Below are 15,915 nucleotides of genomic sequence, written 5' to 3'. Positions count from 1 at the left end.
CGACCGACGTTAACCCCGGTCAGCCGCCGCCTCAACGCCCGGGACAGGGACGCCCGGCCGCGGGCCCCGACATGTTTTCCCCGCACGGCAGTACCCACTTTCGGGTTCCGATCGTTGAGCTTCGTGGGCGCGCAGACCCGATCCCGTACAAGCTGGAACTCCCCCCGCGGACAACCCCCTTCGGACCGCCCACTTCGGCCAGCGCCACGAGGAGAGCCCATGAGCACGCCGCCCCTCGCCTCCGGACCCCAGGGACCCGACGCCCTGCGTCCCCTGCTCGACACCGTGCTCGACGCCCTCCGCGAGGGCGGCCGGGCGCGCGGCGGACCGCTGCCCGCGGGCGGGCCGAAGGCGGTCGCCGAGCGGGTCGCGGACGCCGTGGGAGACGTACTCCCGCACGACGGCGACCCCGACGCCCTGCGCACCCTCGTCACCGCCCTCGCCGAAGGCGCCGCCGACCCCGCCGACCCGCTGTGCGCCGGGCATCTGCACTGCCCGCCGCTCGCCGTCGCCACCGCCGCCGACCTCGCCGCGAGCGTCCTCAACCCCTCCCTGGACTCCTGGGACCAGGCCCCGGCCGCCTCCGCCCTGGAAGCCCTGGTCACCCGCACCCTCGCGCGCACCATCGGCCTCTCCGACGCCGTGGTCACCACCGGCGGCACCGAGTCCAACCAGCTCGCCCTGCTGCTCGCCCGCGAGGCCCTCGGCGGCGTCCGGCTGGTCTGCGGCGCCAACGCCCACCACTCGCTGCCCCGTGCCGCCTGGCTGCTCGGCCTGCCCGACCCCGTCGTGGTCCCCGCCCCGAGCGGCGTCCTCGACCCCGCCGCCCTCCACGACGCCCTCACCCGCCTGCCCCGGCCCCTCCTCGTCGCCGCCACCGCCGGCACCACCGACGCCGGCCTCATCGACCCGCTCCCCGAGATCGCCGGCCTGTGCGCCGCCCACGGCGCCCGGCTGCACGTCGACGCCGCCTACGGGGGCGGCCTCGCCTTCAGCGACCGGCACCGGGAGAAGCTCGCCGGCCTGGAGCGCGCCCACACCGCCACCCTCGACCTGCACAAACTCGGCTGGCAGCCGGTCGCCGCCGGCCTCCTCGCGGTCGCCCGCCCGGCCGAGCTGGGCGCGCTCCACCACCGCGCGGACTACCTCAACGCCGCCGACGACACCGAGGCCGACTACCCCGACCTGCTCGGCCGCTCGCTGCGCACCACCCGCCGCCCCGACATCCTCAAGATCGCGGTCACCCTCAAGACCCTGGGGCGCTCCGGCCTCGGCGCGCTGGTCGACCAGGTGTGCGCACGCGCCCGGGAGTTCGCCTCCCTCGTCCGCGAGCACCCCGGCTTCGAGCTCTACGACCGGCCGGACCTCAGCACGGTGCTGTTCCGCCCCGCCGGAGCGACCGACGACGACGTCGCCGACGTGCGCCGCAGGCTGCTGCACGACGGCCGGGCCGTGCTCGGCCGGGCCCACCTCGACGGCCGGCTCTGGCTCAAGGCCACCCTCCTCAACCCCCACACCCGGCCGGACGAACTGGCCGCTCTCCTGAAACTCGTGGAAGGACCGACCCCCAGATGACCACCCCCCCACACCACGAGCCCGAAGCACCCCGCGACCTGGTCGGCATCGGCATCGGCCCGTTCAACCTCTCCCTCGCCGCCCTCGCCCGGCCGCTCGCCGAACTCGACGCCGTCTTCTACGAACAGCGCCCCGGCTTCGACTGGCACCCCGGGCTGCTGATCGACGGCGCCACCCTCCAGGTCCCCTTCCTCGCCGACCTGGTGACTCTCGCCGACCCCACCAGCCCGTGGTCGTTCCTCAACTACCTCAGGAGCCGCGACCGGCTCTTCCCGTTCTACTTCGCCGAGCGCTTCCACATCCAGCGTGCCGAGTACGACGCCTACTGCCGCTGGGTCGCCGGGAACCTGCCCGGACTGCGCTTCTCCCACCAGGTCGACGCCGTCCGCTGGAACCCCGAACGCGACCTGTTCGAGGTCGACTTCACCCAGCTCGACGCCGACGGGGAGGCCGAGGCACTCGGCCGCACCTACACGCGCAACGTGGTGCTCGGGGTCGGCACCGTCCCCTACGTGCCCGATCCGCTGCGGCCGCTGGTGGAGGCGCACGGGGCGCCCGTCGTGCACGCCGCCGACTACCTCGACCACCGCGAGGCCTTCCTCGCCGCCGGGCACGTCACCGTCGTCGGCTCCGGGCAGTCCGGCGCCGAGGTCTTCCTCGACCTGCTCCGCAACCGCCCGGCCGGCCGGGAGCAGCTGCACTGGATCGGCCGCGGCGAGGCGTTCGCGCCCATGGAGTACTCCAAGCTCGGCCTGGAGCACTTCACGCCCGACTACACCCGCTACTTCCACGCCCTCGCCGAGCCCGTCCGCGACCGGCTCGTCCGCTCCCAGGGACAGCTCTACAAGGGCATCGACGCCGACACCATCGCGGCCATCCACGACGAGCTGTACCGCCGCACCCTGCACGGGGGCTGGCCCGACGCCGTCCTCACCCCGGGCGTCCAGGTCCGCACGGCCGGCCGGATCGCCACCACCAAGGTCGAGCTCCACCTCGAACACGTCCAGCAGGGCGGCCGCTCCCGGCTCACCACCGACGCCGTGGTGCTGGCCACCGGCTACCGCGAACGCCCGCTCGGCCGGCTGCTCGCCGGGCTCGACCCCTATCTGCGCCGCGACAGCAGCGAACGCCCGCGCGTGGACGAGCGGTTCCGGCTCGTCCTGGACCCGTCGGTGACCGGATCGGCGTACGTCCAGAACGCCGAACTCCACAGCCACGGCGTCGGCGCCCCCGACCTGGGCCTGGCCGCCTGGCGCAGCGCCACCATCCTCAACTCCCTGACCGGCAAGGACCCCTATCCGCTGCCCGCCCGCACCGCCTTCACCAGCTTCGGGCTGGAGCAGCCGGGGGAGCGGGTGCCGACGCAGGACCGGCAGCGCACGAGGCAGCTCACCCCGCTGGCCGACTGAGCGCGGGGCGCCGGTCCATGCGGACCGGCGCCCCGCATCCCCGTCAGAACACCGGCGTGCCGTCGCGGGTCAGCCGCCAGTCCACCGACGCGAAGTCCTTCGGGTCCAGGACGCCCTTGGCGGTCGCCCACTCCGCGATCCGGGTGCGGATCTCCGTCGACTCCGACCACAGCTCCTTGGCCGTGGCCACGTGCGGGAACGCGCCGCCGCCGTTGGCCCGGTAGTTGTTCACGGCGAGCACGAACTGCTGCGTGTCGTCGAGGGCGGCGCCGCCGTAGGTCAGGTTCCTGATCCGGGATCCGGCCGCCTGCGCGATGTCGATCTCGTACTGGAGGCCCGAGACGTAGTCGTAGTTGTAGTCCGGGCGGCTGTTCGCGTTGGTCAGCTTCTCCGTGTCGACGGTGGCGTCCGCGGCCGTGCGGACGAAGTACTCCGCCGAGTACTCCAGGTACGCGCGGATCTGCGCGCCCGTCAGCAACTTGGCGACCAGCGTGTTGTCGTAGACGTAGAGGCTCGACAGGTCCCGGATGGTGACGTCGCCGGCCGGGATCTCGGACGTCCGCGAGAACGGCGAGGCCTGCGCGATCACCGGCAGCGAGGCGTACTCGGTGCCCGCCAGGGCCGCCTTGACCACGTCCTCCTGGACCTTGGTGATCAGGTCGATGATCGGGGCGTCCTTGTAGCGGGCCTCGACCGTGGTGAGGGTCTCGGTGGCGGTGCCGACGACCTGGTTGACGTACGCGACGACCTTCGCGTGCTCGTCGGAGAGCAGCCTGGTGATCTTCGGGTCGTCGGCGACGGTGTTGGAGTTGAGCAGCGAGGCGGAGACCGACTCGACCTCCCACCGGCCCTTGCCGAACACCAGCTCGATGTCGAAGAGGGTGAGGCGCTCGGCGTAGCAGAGCGGCTCGGAGAGGACCACCGTCCTGCCGGTGGCGTCGTTGGTGACCTTCAGCTCCGGGATCTCCACGTGCGCGTGGCCGACCAGGATCGCGTCGATGCCCGGCACCTGCCTGGCGACGTTCGCCGCGGCGTTCTCGACGTAGGGCACCTGGTCGCCGTAGGACGAGGTGCCGGACGAGCCGGAGTGGGCCGAGACCACGACCACGTCGGCGCCCATCGCCTTCAGCTTGGGCACCCACTTCGCGGCCTGCTCCTCCAGGCCGGGGAAGGCCAGCTTGCCCTGGACGTAGGCCTTGTCCCAGATCGCGATGCCCGGGTTGGTCAGGCCGAGGACGGCGACCTTGACCGGCGGGGCGCCCGGGACGTGGAACTTCTTCATGAAGTAGGGCGGGAAGGCGGGCTTGAGGGTCTTCGCGTCGACCGCGTTGGCGCCGAGCAGCGGGAAGTGCAGCTGGTCCTCGAACTTGCGCAGGGTCTCGATGCCGTAGTTGAACTCGTGGTTGCCGAGCGCGGCCGCGTCGTACCCGATCGCGTTCATGGCCTGCGCCATCGGGTGCACCGGGCCGCCCTTGGCGGTGATCGGGTCGACCTTGGCGTAGTAGTACGTCAGCGGGGTGCCCTGGATGGTGTCGCCGGCGTCCAGCAGCAGCGTGTTGTGGCGGCCCCGCTCCTCGCGGACCTTGCCGACCAGGGTCGAGATGCGCGCCAGGCCCATCGCGTTGCCGGCCGTGTCGGAGTAGTCCGCGTCCTTGAAGTAGTCCCAGTTGAAGACGTGACCGTGCAGGTCGGTGGTGCCCATGACGGTCAGGGAGTACCGCTTGGGCTGCTTGACGGGCTTGGGAGCGTGCTTCGCGGCGGACTGCGCGGCCTCGGCCGGGGCCGCCGCCGCACCCGCGATCGCCACTCCCGCACCGGTCACGGCGGACTTCTTCAGGAACTTCCGGCGGTTCAAGGCCATGTCTGGATCTCCTCGGAAAACAGTCAACGACGCGCGTAGATTCTGGCCCGAACATGGCGACGGCAACAGGTCCGGCAGGTTTCGATCTGGTGACCGCAACGGTGAACTCGTAGGCCCGCAAGGCCCGAAGCCGTGACAGAGTGGGGCGTATGACCTCACCCGCGGAACACCGGCCGGCCGGCACCCCCGACGCCCCGCTCCTCGTCGTCCGCGGTGAGGCCGAACTGGAGGTCGAGCCCGAACTGGCCCGGATCGGCATCACGGTCAGCGCCCGGGGCCGCGACCGCCGCTCGGCCCTGGACGACCTCACCCGCCGCAACGCCACCGCCCTCGACCTGGTCAGGTCGTACGGCGACGCGGTGGCGCAGCTGTCCACCGGGGCCTTCTCCGTCGCGCCCGAACTCGCCGAGCGCGGCCGGGGCGAGCGCGTCCGCAGCTACCACGGGCGGGTCCAACTCGCCGCAGAGTTCACCGACTTCACCGTTCTCGGCGAACTCGCCACCCGGCTCGCCGACTTGGAGCTGACCCGGATCGACGGCCCCTGGTGGTCGCTGCGCCCGGACTCGCCCGTGCACGGCGAGGCCCGGCGGCGGGCCGTCACCGAGGCGGTGCGGCGCGCCCGCGAGTACGCGAGCGCCCTCGGCACCTCGCTCGCCGCCCTCGTCGAACTGGCCGACACCGGTGGCGAGGGGCCGCGGCCGTCCCGGGCCGCCTTCGACCGCGGGGTGCGCAGGATGGCGGCCCATGCCGAGGCCGCCGAGCCGGCCGAACCCCTCGATCTGGAGCCCCCGCGGCTACGGGTGACCGCTCAGGTCGCCGCGCGGTTCACCATGGCGCCGCCGGAGCTCTGACCCGGGGGCGCCGCGTTCAACACCTGCGAGATGCTCATAGGAGCGGCCTGTCGCACAATTCAACACTTGTCAAGAGGCCTTCACCCAAAGGTTGTTGGGTCGTCATGTACGGCCAAATCTCTACCCGCCGGTAAGGCCTAGGCTCGAAGCATGCGCCGAGCGAAGATCGTCTGCACTCTGGGGCCCGCCACCGACTCGTACGACCAGATCAAGGCACTGGTCGAGGCCGGTATGGACGTCGCCCGATTCAACCTCAGCCACGGCGGTCACGCCGAGCACGAGGAGCGCTACCGGCGGGTGCGCAAGGCCTCCGACGAGACCGGCCGCAGCGTCGGCCTCCTCGCCGACCTTCAAGGCCCGAAGATCCGGCTCGGCCGCTTCACCGAAGGCCCCGTACTCCTCGAACGCGGCGACACCTTCGTCATCACCGTGGAGGAGGGCGCCGAGGGCGACCGCCACCAGTGCGGGACCACGTACCAGGGCCTGGCCGCCGACGTCACCCCGGGTGAGCGCGTCCTCGTCGACGACGGCAAGGTCTGCCTGGAGGTCACCCACGTCGACGGCCCCCGGGTGCACACCACGGTGGTCGAGGGCGGCATGGTCTCCGACCACAAGGGCCTCAACCTCCCCGGCGTCGCCGTCTCCGTCCCCGCCCTCTCCGGGAGGGACGAGGCCGACCTGCGGTGGGCGCTGCGCACCGGCTTCGACGTGATCGCCCTGTCCTTCGTGCGCAGCGGCAAGGACATCGAGGACGTCCACCGCATCATGGACGAGGAGGGCCGCCGCCTCCCGGTGATCGCCAAGGTCGAGAAGCCGCAGGCCGTGGAGAACATCGAGGACATCGTGGCCGCCTTCGACGGCATCATGGTCGCCCGCGGCGACCTGGGCGTGGAGATGCCGCTGGAGCAGGTGCCGATCGTCCAGAAGCGCGCCGTCAAGCTCGCCCGGCGCAACGCCAAGCCGGTCATCGTCGCCACCCAGATGCTCGACTCGATGATCGAGAACTCCCGCCCCACCCGCGCCGAGGCCTCCGACGTGGCCAACGCGGTCATCGACGGCACCGACGCGGTGATGCTCTCCGGCGAGACCAGCGTCGGCAAGTACCCGACCGAGACCGTGCGCACCATGGCGAAGATCGTCGAGGCGGCCGAGGAGGACCTCCTCGCCAAGGGGCTGCCGCCGCTGACCGAGAGCAACAAGCCCCGCACCCAGGGCGGCGCGGTCGCCCGGGCCGCCGCCGAGATGGGCGACTTCCTGGGCGCCCGGTTCCTGGTCGCGTTCACCCAGTCGGGAGACACCGTCCGCCGGCTCTCCCGCTACCGCTCGCCGATCCCGCTGCTCGCCTTCACCCCGGAGCCGGCCACCCGTTCCCAGCTCAACCTCACCTGGGGCGTCGAGACCTTCCTCGGCCCGCACGTCGACTCCACCGACGCGATGGTCGACCAGGTGGACGAACTGCTCCTCAGGTACGGCCGCTGCGCCAAGGGCGACGTCGTCGTCATCACCGCGGGCTCCCCGCCCGGTGTCTCCGGCTCGACCAACATGGTCCGCGTCCACCACATCGGCGAGGACGACAGCCCCGAATGACAGCGGCGGACGCCCACGAGAACGTGGACGCCCGCCTAATGTTGTGACCTTGGAATCCAAGGAGTGGTGCCCCGGGTCGGACTCGAACCGACACTGTACGGGTTTTGAATCCGTTGCCTGCTGCCAATTGGGCTACCGGGGCTCGAAGAATCCAAGGTTATCCCTGACCCTCCGCGCGTCCACTTTACCGTAGCTAGGTAGGCTCTTGTCAGCAGTACCGACGCCCGGAACGAGGAGCCCCCGTGACCGCCCCCGAGTCACCCCAGCCCGTAGACACGCCCGACGACGACAAGTCGCACGTGCCGCCGCTGACGACCCGTGTCGTCATCGCCGAGGACGAGGCACTGATCCGGCTCGACCTCAAAGAGATGCTCGAGGAAGAGGGCTACAGCGTCGTGGGCGAGGCCGGTGACGGCGAGCAGGCCATCGAGCTCGCCCGTGAGCACCGGCCGGACCTCGTCATCCTCGATGTGAAGATGCCCAAGATGGACGGCATCTCCGCGGCCGAGAAGATCGCCGAGGAGCGCATCGCCCCGGTCCTGATGCTCACCGCCTTCTCGCAGCGCGACCTCGTCGAGCGGGCCCGCGACGCCGGTGCCATGGCCTACCTGGTCAAGCCGTTCAGCAAGAGCGACGTCGTGCCCGCCATCGAGATGGCCGTCTCGCGGTTCACCGAGCTGAAGGAGCTGGAGAAGGAGGTCGCCGACCTCACCCTCCGGCTGGAGACCCGCAAGCTCGTCGACCGCGCCAAGTCCGTCCTGCAGACCGAGTACGGGCTCACCGAGCCGGCCGCGTTCCGCTGGATCCAGAAGACCTCCATGGACCGCCGCATGTCCATGCAGCAGGTCGCCGAGGCCGTCATCGCGGACAGCGAGGAGAAGAAGTCCGGCAAGGGCTGACCCCCGCACCCGCACGACGAGGCCCGCGCCCCGGGGACAGGGGCGCGGGCCTCGTCGTTCCTTCCGGACCCGGGCGCTAGTCCTCGCCCAGGTACGCCTTGCGCACCGACTCGTCGTGCAGCAGGTCCTGGCCGGTCCCCGACAGCACGATGTTGCCGACCTCCATGACGTGCCCCTGGTCGGCCAGCGAGAGCGCCGCCTGGGCGTTCTGCTCGACCAGCAGGATCGTCGTGCCCTGCGACTTCAGCTCCGCGATCGTCGCCATGATCTTCTGCATCATGATCGGCGACAGACCCATGGACGGCTCGTCCAGCATCAGCAGCTTCGGCTGGGACATCAGCGCCCGCCCCATCGCCAGCATCTGCTGCTCACCGCCCGAGAGGGTGCCCGCGGCCTGCTTGCGCCGCTCACCGAGGATCGGGAAGAGGTCGTAGGCCCGCTGGATGTCCTTCTCGATGCCCGGCTTGTCGTTGCGCAGGAACGCACCGAGACGCAGGTTGTCCTCGATGGTCATGCGCGGGAAGATGTGCCGCCCCTCGGGGGAGTGGGCGAGGCCCAGCGAGACCACCTGGTGGGCCGGGACCTTCTTCAGCGACCTGCCGTTGAACCGGATCTGCCCGCCGACCGGCTTGAGCAGCCCGGACAGCGTGCGCAGGGTGGTCGTCTTGCCGGCCCCGTTGGTGCCGATGAGGGTGACCACCTCGCCGGCCTCGACCTTGAAGGAGATGCCCTTGACGGCCTCGATCTTGCCGTAGGCGACCCGCAGGTCCTCCACTTCGAGCAGTGCGGTCATCGGTCGTTCTCCTTGCCGGGCACGGCGTCGGACGGGGTGTCGGCCTCGGCTGCGGCTTCCGCCGCCTCGACCTCGGCGGCCTCCTCGTCGCCGGGCGCGTTCTCGAACGGCTCGCCGAGGTAGGCGGCGACGACCCGCTCGTCGCCCTGCACGGTCGCGCTGTCGCCCTCGACGAGCTTCTCGCCCTGCACCAGCACGGCGACCCGGTCGCAGAGGTTGAAGATGAAACGCATGTCGTGCTCGATGACGAGGACGGCGATGCCCTTGTCGCGGATCGCGAAGACCAGTTCCTCGGTGGCGCGGGTCTCCTGCGGGTTCATGCCGGCCGTCGGCTCGTCCAGGAGCAGCAGCCCCGGCTCGCTGGCCAGCGCCCGCGCGATCTCCAGCTTGCGCTGCTCGCCGTAGGGCAGGTTGCGGGCGAGGTGCTCGGCCTTCTTCTCCAGGCCCACGAACGCCAGGAGCTCCATGGCGCGTTCACGGGAGGCCGCCTCGGCGCGGTGGAAGCCGGGGCCGCGCAGCAGGGCGGACCAGAGGCCCTCCTTGGTGCGCGTGTGGCGGCCGACCAGCACGTTCTCCAGGACCGTCATGTTGGCGAAGAGCCGGATGTTCTGGAAGGTGCGGGCGATGCCGGCCGCCGTGACCTTGAAGGACTTCGGCGGCAGCACCTGGCCCTTGTAGCGGACCTCGCCCTCGGTGGGGATGTACAGACCGGTGAGGCAGTTGAAGAAGGTGGTCTTGCCGGCGCCGTTGGGGCCGATCAGGCCGACGATCTCGCCGCTGCGGACGGTGAAGTCGACACCGCGCACGGCGGTGAGGCCGCCGAAGCGCATGGTCACGCCGCGTGCGTCGAGCACGACCTCGCCGGGGGCGGCGTCCTGGACGGTTGTTTCCGTGGTCATCGTGGTCAGGCCCCTGCCTTGGTGAGGACGGCGGGCGCTTCCGCGTCTTCGTGGAACTCGAGCTGGCGGCGCCGGTTGGGGATGAGGCCCTCCGGGCGGAAGCGCATCAGCAGGATGAGCGTGACACCGAAGGCGAAGAGCTGGTAGTCGCCGAGGAACTGGAGCTTGGCCGGGATCAGGTAGAGCAGGGACGCGCCGACCAGCGGACCCGAGATGGTGCCCATGCCGCCGAGCACCACCGCGGCCAGCAGGAAGGCCGAGTTGGGCGGGACGACGTAGGCGAACTGGTACTGCTCCGGCGTCACCGTGTAGGTGACGTGCGCCTGCACCGAACCGGAGAGGCCGGCCAGGCAGGCGCCCAGGGCGAAGGCGATCAGCTTCACCCGGAAGCCGTTGATGCCCATGGCGAGCGCGGCGGTCTCGTCCTCGCGGATGGCGACCCAGGCGCGGCCGATGCGGGAGTCGCTGCTGCGCCGGAAGACGATGACCACGATCAGCGTGATGATCAGCATCAGCAGCAGGTAGTTGGCGAACCGCCCGATGGTGGCGCCGAGGATCTGGTGCTCGGCGCCGAAGTCGAAGCCGAGGATGTCCAGGTTCGGGATCGAGGAGATGCCGTTGGAGCCGTTGGTGACGTCCGGGCCGGAGGTGCCGTCCAGGTTGAGGACGGTGATCCGGAAGATCTCACCGAAGCCGAGGGTCACGATGGCCAGGTAGTCGCCGCGCAGCCGCAGGGTCGGGGCGCCGATCACCACACCGAAGATCATGGCGACGACCGCGCCGAGCAGCGCCGACGCCCAGAACGGCCACTGCACGTGCAGCGGGGAGGACGGCGAACCGGAGACCAGGGCCGCCGTGTAGGCGCCGACGCCGAGGAACGCGACGTAACCGAGGTCGAGGAGGCCGGCGAGGCCGACGACGATGTTCAGGCCGAGCGCGACGGTCGCGAAGATCAGGATGTAGACGCCGATCGTCGCGTACTGGTCGTTGGACTGGGTGAACGGGAAGGCCGCGGCGGCCAGGAAGGCGCCGGTCATGGTGATGTTCCGGTGCTTCGCGGTGATCGCCGAGACCCGGGTCACGATCCCGGCCTTGGAGAGGGCGGCGAAACCGAAGCCGGCGGTGATCAGGAAGCCGATGAACAGCTCGTCGTACGAGGTGCTGATGCCGTAGCTGAAGACGAGCAGGCCGACCGCCATCGCCGCGACGATGACCAGGATCTCCACCCAGGGCGCCAGCGGGCCGGCCGGCGGCGCCGGGGGCTTGGGGGCGAAGGCCGCGCGGAAGGTGTCCCAGTTCTGCCGGCTTTTGTGCTTGAACAGCTCCCAGCCGGTGTCGTCGGGGTCGACCGGGTCGGGCTCCGGCCGCTCGAACGGCAGGGCCAGCGCGCCGATCACGGAGACCAGCGTGGCGATCGCGACGACGAAGCCGCCCGGGTCCAGGTTCACCACGCCGCCCAGCTCCACGCTGATCGCGGCGACGGTGTACCAGGCGGTGCCGAAGGTGCCGAGCGACGCCATCTTCAGCGCGCTGTCGGCGCTGCCGGGGGTCAGCCAGGAGAGCCAGGGGACGCCGTAGGAGGCGAGGCCGAACAGGACGGTGAGGACGCCGCCGATCAGCACCAGGATCTGGAGCCCGCCCGGGTAGCCGTAGACGGTGAGGTCACCGGGGAACTCGGAGGTGTAGGTCCACGACATGAACGTGGAGGCGACGGCGAGGACGCCGCCACCGGTGGCGAGGGCCCGGCCGAGCGGGGCCGGCAGTCCGATCAGACCGGACGCCGCGGGCGCCGAGGCACCCGTGGTGTCCGGGGTCTCGGGGGTCTCGGATGCGGTGGTCTCTGTGGTCATCGGTGTCACGCCCTGTCCGCGACGCGTTCGCCGAGCAGACCCTGTGGTCTGAACAGCAGTACGAGGATGAGGAGTACGAACGCCCAGACGTCGGCCCAGGACTGGCTGCCGAACTTGTCCATGCCGGGGATGTCCGAGATGTAGGCGGTCGACAGGGCCTCGGCGACACCGAGGACGAGGCCGCCGAGCGCGGCGCCGTAGATGTTGCCGATACCGCCGAGAACGGCCGCCGTGAACGCCTTCAGACCGAGCAGGAAGCCCATCTTGAAGTCGATCTGGCCGTACTTGAGGCCGTAGGCGACACCGCCGACGGCGGCGAAGGCGGCACCGAGCGCGAACGCGATCACGATGATCCGGTCGGTGTTGACGCCCATCAGGCGCGCGGTGTCCGGGTCCTGGGCCGTCGCCTGCATGCCGCGCCCGGTCCGGGTGCGCATCACGAAGTAGGCGAGGAAGGCCATGCTGAGCGGGGCCACGACCACCAGGAAGATGTCACCGGTCTGGATCGTGACGTTGCCGATGTCGAAGGGGCCGCCCGGGATGGTGGGGAAGGTGCGGGCGGACTTCGCCTCGGGGTACCAGGCCCACACCGCCTGCTGCAGGGCCAGCGAGAGGCCGATGGCGGTGATGAGGGGGGCGAGACGTGGGGCGGTGCGCAGCGGGCGGTAGGCGAACCGTTCCGCTCCGACGGCGACCAGGACGGCCACGATGATCGCGCCCATCAGCATCAGCGGCAGTGCTATCCACATCGAGGTGCCGCTGGGCAGTACGTACGCGTAGACCGTGAGCGCGCCGAAGGCGCCGGTCATGAAGATCTCGCCGTGGGCGAAGTTGATGAGCTGGACGATGCCATAGACCATCGTGTAGCCGATGGCGACCAGCCCGTACATGGATCCCAGTAGCAGGCCGTTGACCAGCTGCTGCGGCAGTTCGTTCACCGCATGTCCTCCGAGACGTTCGGAATGTTCGACGAATGAGGTCGGATGCGAGTCCGCGCGGGGCGCCAGTGGAACAGCGCCCCGCGCGGCTCGGTGCTGCGTGCGGGTGAGGGTCAGCTGCTCGGCGTGTACGTGCCCGAGGTGGCAGCCTTCCAGGCCCCGCCCGTGACCTTGTAGACGGTGAGCTGCTTGTTGGTCGCGTCACCGTACTCGTCGAAGGAGACCTTGCCGGTCACACCGTCGAAGGAGACGTTCTGCACCGCGGCGGTGATCTTCGCGCGGGCGTCGGACGGCAGCTTGCCGTTGTTGTCGTCGACGACCTTCTTCACGGCCTCGATGATCGACCAGGCCGAGTCGTAGGAGTAACCGCCGTAGGCGCCGTACGCCTCCTTGTAGCCGGCCGCCGTGTAGTTGGCGACGAACTCCTTGGCGGAGTCGAGGGTCTCGACCGGGGCGCCGACCGAGGTGGCCAGGTCGCCGTCGGCGGCGGAGCCCGCCAGCTTGAGGAAGTCGTCGGCGTAGATGCCGTCGCCGCCGACCAGCGGGATCTTCGCGCCGGAGGCCTTGATCTGCTTGCTCAGCGGACCGGCCTGCGGGTACTCGCCGCCGTAGTAGACCACGGTGGCACCCGAGTTCTTCACCTTGGTGGCGACCGCGGAGTAGTCCTTGGAGTCGGGGTTGATGTGCTCGGTGCCGACCACCTTGCCGCCGAGCTTCTTGAACTCGTCGGTGAAGGTGGCGGCGAGGCCGGCGCCGTAGGTCTTCTTGTCGTCGATGATGAAGGCCTTGGTCAGCTTCGCCGTGTTGTACACGTACTGCGCGGCGTACGGGCCCTGGATGGCGTCCGTGGTCGCGGTACGGAAGTACGACTTGTACGGCCGCGACTTGGACGTCTGCCAGTTGGCACCCTGCGTCAGGTCGGGGCTGGTGTTGGCCGGCGAGACCTCGACCAGTTTGGCGTCGTCGAAGACCTTCTGCATCGACTGGGCGACGGAGGAGTTCAGCGGGCCGACCACGCCGTAGACGCTGTCGTCGCCGACGAAGGCGGTGGCGTTGGCCTGGCCGGAGGAGGGCTGGGCCTGGTCGTCCTTGGCCTCGATCTTGAAGGTGACGCCGTCGACGTACTTCTTCTTGTTGGCCTGCTTGACCGCGAGGTCCACCGAGTTCTTGATGCCGAGGCCGAGCGCGGACAGGTCGCCGGTCAGTGGGGCGTCGACGCCGATGGTGACGGTGGTGCCGCCGGAGTCGGAGCCCTTGTCGCCGCTGTCTCGCGAACCGCAGGCGGTGAGGGTGAGTGCTCCCGCTGCCAGCGCGGCGGTGATGGCGATGAGCGAACGTTGACGCACGATCAGTCCTTTCCCCTGAACAACCGCATCCCCGTGGAAACGGTCGAGTCGCGCGCTCCGGTCGAAGGGGTAATCCGACGGCGCCGTGACTGGCCGTGACTCTAGGCGGGTGCGGGGAATGGGGAGGAGGGTCTGACCAATGCTGTGACGCTCTTGTTATGACACGAGGTAATGCAGAGCGGTACACCGTGCGGAGAAGAGTGGAATTCCGGCCGATTCGCCCCGTCCGCATGGTGAGAACCCGCAGGACCCGCCGCGGTCACATCAGGCGTCTCGGGGGTTTTGGTGATTACGAGAAAGCGATTGCTAACTGGTGCGGCAGGCGGCTTTCAGGGCGTGCGAGAGGTGCGCTGCGTAGCGTGACCCCAGGATGAAACTCTGCACTTGTATTGCGCGGGTATTACGCAGAGTTACGTCCAGGAAAGGAAGTCCGGCATTTTTCGGAACTCTTCCGCAATCGGTCACATGCATAGTGATCGTGATCTCCCGGGGTGAGCCCTCTTTTGTCCGAAAGGGGGCGTTGGGCGCCTCTGTGAGGGTCAGGCCGGTATAGGGCTGGGTCACTTTGGGTACCGTGACCGGCGGCCCTCCCGACACGATCATGCGCACCGCGAAGCTGAAGCTGCGGGGCGGGGCGCCCGGGGGAGTGGCCCGGCCGCCCAGGAAGGCGAACGCCACCGTCTGCGCCGGGTAGGGGACTTCGGGCGGCTCCGGCGGCCGCGGGCGGCTCGCGACCAGGTAGCCGGCGCCGGCGAGCACGGCGACGGCCGTGGCCAGCGCGAGGAGCAGGGAGCGGCGGCGGGCGCGGTGCGGGGGAGCGGGAACGGTCGCCCCGGCGCTGTCCGGCGCCTCCCGCGCGCGGGTGCCCTCGCCGGGTTCGACGGGGCCGATGCCGCTCGCTCCGCGCGCGCCGCCCGCGCCGTCCGTCCCGCTCGCGCTCATCGCCAGGGGCCTCCCGTCGGAGTGCCGTGGCGGTACCGCTCGGTGCAGGCGGCGCGCGACCGGCGGTCGATCAACCGGTCGGCCGCGGTGGCCCCTTGACGGCGCTTCACGGCCCGCGCGGCGTCCACGACGTCCCGCAGGATCGCGTACTGCCCGTTGGACAGCCCCATCGACTGGTAGTCGCCGTAGGTGTCGCTGTCGAGCACCTCGCGCGACCAGTGCGCGACGATCGACGCGCACAGCCCGGCGGCGGAGGTGGCGGCGGGGGGCACGGAGGGCGAGGCGGCGGACACGGAACCGGCCGGGGCGCGGCCGGAGGTGCCGGAAGCGCCGCAGCCGGCCAGCAGGGCGAGCCCGAGCCCCAGTGCGGTCAGCCCCGGCAGGCCGCCTCCTCGCCGTCCCATGCCCCGAAGCTACGGGCGCGGACGGCGCGGAGCAATGGTCCGGTGCCGGGCGGCACGGAGCGCGTCAGCCCTCGACGGGCGCGGGGGGCGTCATGCCCTCGACGTCGCGCAGCAGACAGGTCAGACGGGCCGTGCACACCCGGCGGCCCTCCTCGTCGCTGACCACGATCTCGTACGTCGCCGTGGAGCGCCCCCGGTGGACCGGCGTGGCCACGCCGGTGACCAGGCCGGAGCGGACCCCGCGGTGGTGCGTGCAGTTCAGGTCCACCCCGACCGCGATCTTCGAGCTGCCGCCGTGCAGCATCGCCCCGACCGAGCCCAGGGTCTCCGCCAGCACCGCGCTGGCGCCGCCGTGCAGCAGCCCGTACGGCTGTGTGTTGCCCTCCACCGGCATGGTGCCCACGACCCGGTCCGCCGAGGCCTCCACGATCTGCACGCCCATGCGGGTGCCGAGGTGGCCCGCCGAGAACAGGGCCTGAAGGTCGACGCCGAGCGCCGCGTACTCGTCGATGACCCCCGGCGGGAACTTCACATGCTGCTGCTCACCCATGGACCGGCTCC

General features: G+C 70.6%; 14 protein-coding genes and 1 tRNA gene. 5 read left to right on the top strand and 10 right to left on the bottom strand.

Translation table 11 applies throughout. The annotated features are described in order from the left end of the window. The first annotated feature begins 219 nt into the window (after positions 1–219). Positions 220–1,575 (top strand): pyridoxal phosphate-dependent decarboxylase family protein, encoded by a 1,356-nt coding sequence (locus ACZ619_RS04175; RefSeq protein WP_469593844.1) that lies wholly within the window; start codon positions 220–222, stop codon positions 1,573–1,575. Then, positions 1,572–2,984 carry a lysine N(6)-hydroxylase/L-ornithine N(5)-oxygenase family protein gene (locus ACZ619_RS04170; protein WP_469593842.1) on the top strand — a complete coding sequence of 471 codons (1,413 nt, stop codon included), beginning with the start codon at positions 1,572–1,574 and terminating at the stop codon, positions 2,982–2,984. The genes ACZ619_RS04175 and ACZ619_RS04170 overlap by 4 nt, the downstream gene beginning before the upstream one ends. 43 nt (positions 2,985–3,027) lie before the next feature. On the opposite strand, the gene ACZ619_RS04165 is transcribed toward ACZ619_RS04170, so the two are convergent. Beyond that, complete coding sequence (locus ACZ619_RS04165; RefSeq protein WP_469593839.1) at positions 3,028–4,845, bottom strand: bifunctional metallophosphatase/5'-nucleotidase; 1,818 nt, start codon at positions 4,843–4,845, stop codon at positions 3,028–3,030. A gap of 149 nt (positions 4,846–4,994) precedes the next feature. Here ACZ619_RS04165 and ACZ619_RS04160 point away from each other — a divergent pair, with 149 nt between their 5' ends. Then, positions 4,995–5,696, top strand: a complete 702-nt coding sequence (locus ACZ619_RS04160; protein WP_469593837.1) for an SIMPL domain-containing protein — start codon at positions 4,995–4,997, stop codon at positions 5,694–5,696. 150 nt (positions 5,697–5,846) lie between these two features. Further along, positions 5,847–7,283, top strand: coding sequence for a pyruvate kinase (gene pyk, locus ACZ619_RS04155; protein WP_469593834.1), 1,437 nt, complete (start codon positions 5,847–5,849; stop codon positions 7,281–7,283). A gap of 64 nt (positions 7,284–7,347) precedes the next feature. On the opposite strand, the gene ACZ619_RS04150 is transcribed toward pyk, so the two are convergent. Next, positions 7,348–7,425 (bottom strand) — tRNA-Leu (locus ACZ619_RS04150). 100 nt (positions 7,426–7,525) lie between these two features. Between ACZ619_RS04150 and ACZ619_RS04145 the strand changes: the two genes are divergently transcribed. Continuing rightward, the gene (locus ACZ619_RS04145) at positions 7,526–8,182 is read left to right on the top strand and encodes an ANTAR domain-containing response regulator (protein WP_469593831.1); all 657 of its coding nucleotides are present in this window, start codon (positions 7,526–7,528) and stop codon (positions 8,180–8,182) included. Between the two features lie 76 nt (positions 8,183–8,258). Here ACZ619_RS04145 and ACZ619_RS04140 read toward each other — a convergent pair whose 3' ends face one another. From ACZ619_RS04140 to ACZ619_RS04105, 8 genes are all read right to left on the bottom strand, one after another. After that, positions 8,259–8,975, bottom strand: coding sequence for an ABC transporter ATP-binding protein (locus ACZ619_RS04140; protein WP_469593828.1), 717 nt, complete (start codon positions 8,973–8,975; stop codon positions 8,259–8,261). Continuing rightward, on the bottom strand, positions 8,972–9,874 hold the full coding sequence (locus ACZ619_RS04135) for an ABC transporter ATP-binding protein (protein ID WP_469593826.1): 903 nt from the start codon (positions 9,872–9,874) through the stop codon (positions 8,972–8,974). The genes ACZ619_RS04140 and ACZ619_RS04135 overlap by 4 nt, the downstream gene beginning before the upstream one ends. 5 nt (positions 9,875–9,879) lie before the next feature. Beyond that, a complete protein-coding gene (locus tag ACZ619_RS04130) occupies positions 9,880–11,724 on the bottom strand; it encodes a branched-chain amino acid ABC transporter permease (RefSeq protein WP_469593824.1) in 1,845 nt (614 codons plus the stop codon). Between the two features lie 5 nt (positions 11,725–11,729). Then, a complete protein-coding gene (locus ACZ619_RS04125) occupies positions 11,730–12,662 on the bottom strand; it encodes a branched-chain amino acid ABC transporter permease (RefSeq protein WP_469593821.1) in 933 nt (310 codons plus the stop codon). Positions 12,663–12,775: 113 nt separating this feature from the next. Beyond that, positions 12,776–14,008 (bottom strand): branched-chain amino acid ABC transporter substrate-binding protein, encoded by a 1,233-nt coding sequence (locus ACZ619_RS04120; protein ID WP_469593818.1) that lies wholly within the window; start codon positions 14,006–14,008, stop codon positions 12,776–12,778. A 306-nt stretch (positions 14,009–14,314) separates the two neighbouring features. After that, positions 14,315–14,950, bottom strand: a complete 636-nt coding sequence (locus ACZ619_RS04115) for a Tat pathway signal sequence domain protein (RefSeq protein WP_469593817.1) — start codon at positions 14,948–14,950, stop codon at positions 14,315–14,317. Then, on the bottom strand, positions 14,947–15,354 hold the full coding sequence (locus tag ACZ619_RS04110; RefSeq protein WP_469593814.1) for a hypothetical protein: 408 nt from the start codon (positions 15,352–15,354) through the stop codon (positions 14,947–14,949). Before ACZ619_RS04110 ends, ACZ619_RS04115 begins: the two co-directional genes overlap by 4 nt. Positions 15,355–15,418: 64 nt before the next feature. After that, positions 15,419–15,904 carry a PaaI family thioesterase gene (locus tag ACZ619_RS04105; RefSeq protein ID WP_469593812.1) on the bottom strand — a complete coding sequence of 162 codons (486 nt, stop codon included), beginning with the start codon at positions 15,902–15,904 and terminating at the stop codon, positions 15,419–15,421. Positions 15,905–15,915 lie beyond the last annotated feature (11 nt).

The sequence above is a fragment of the Streptomyces sp. NPDC104367 genome (genome assembly GCF_055583825.1).
This window is presented reverse-complemented; position numbering and strand designations above follow the sequence as displayed.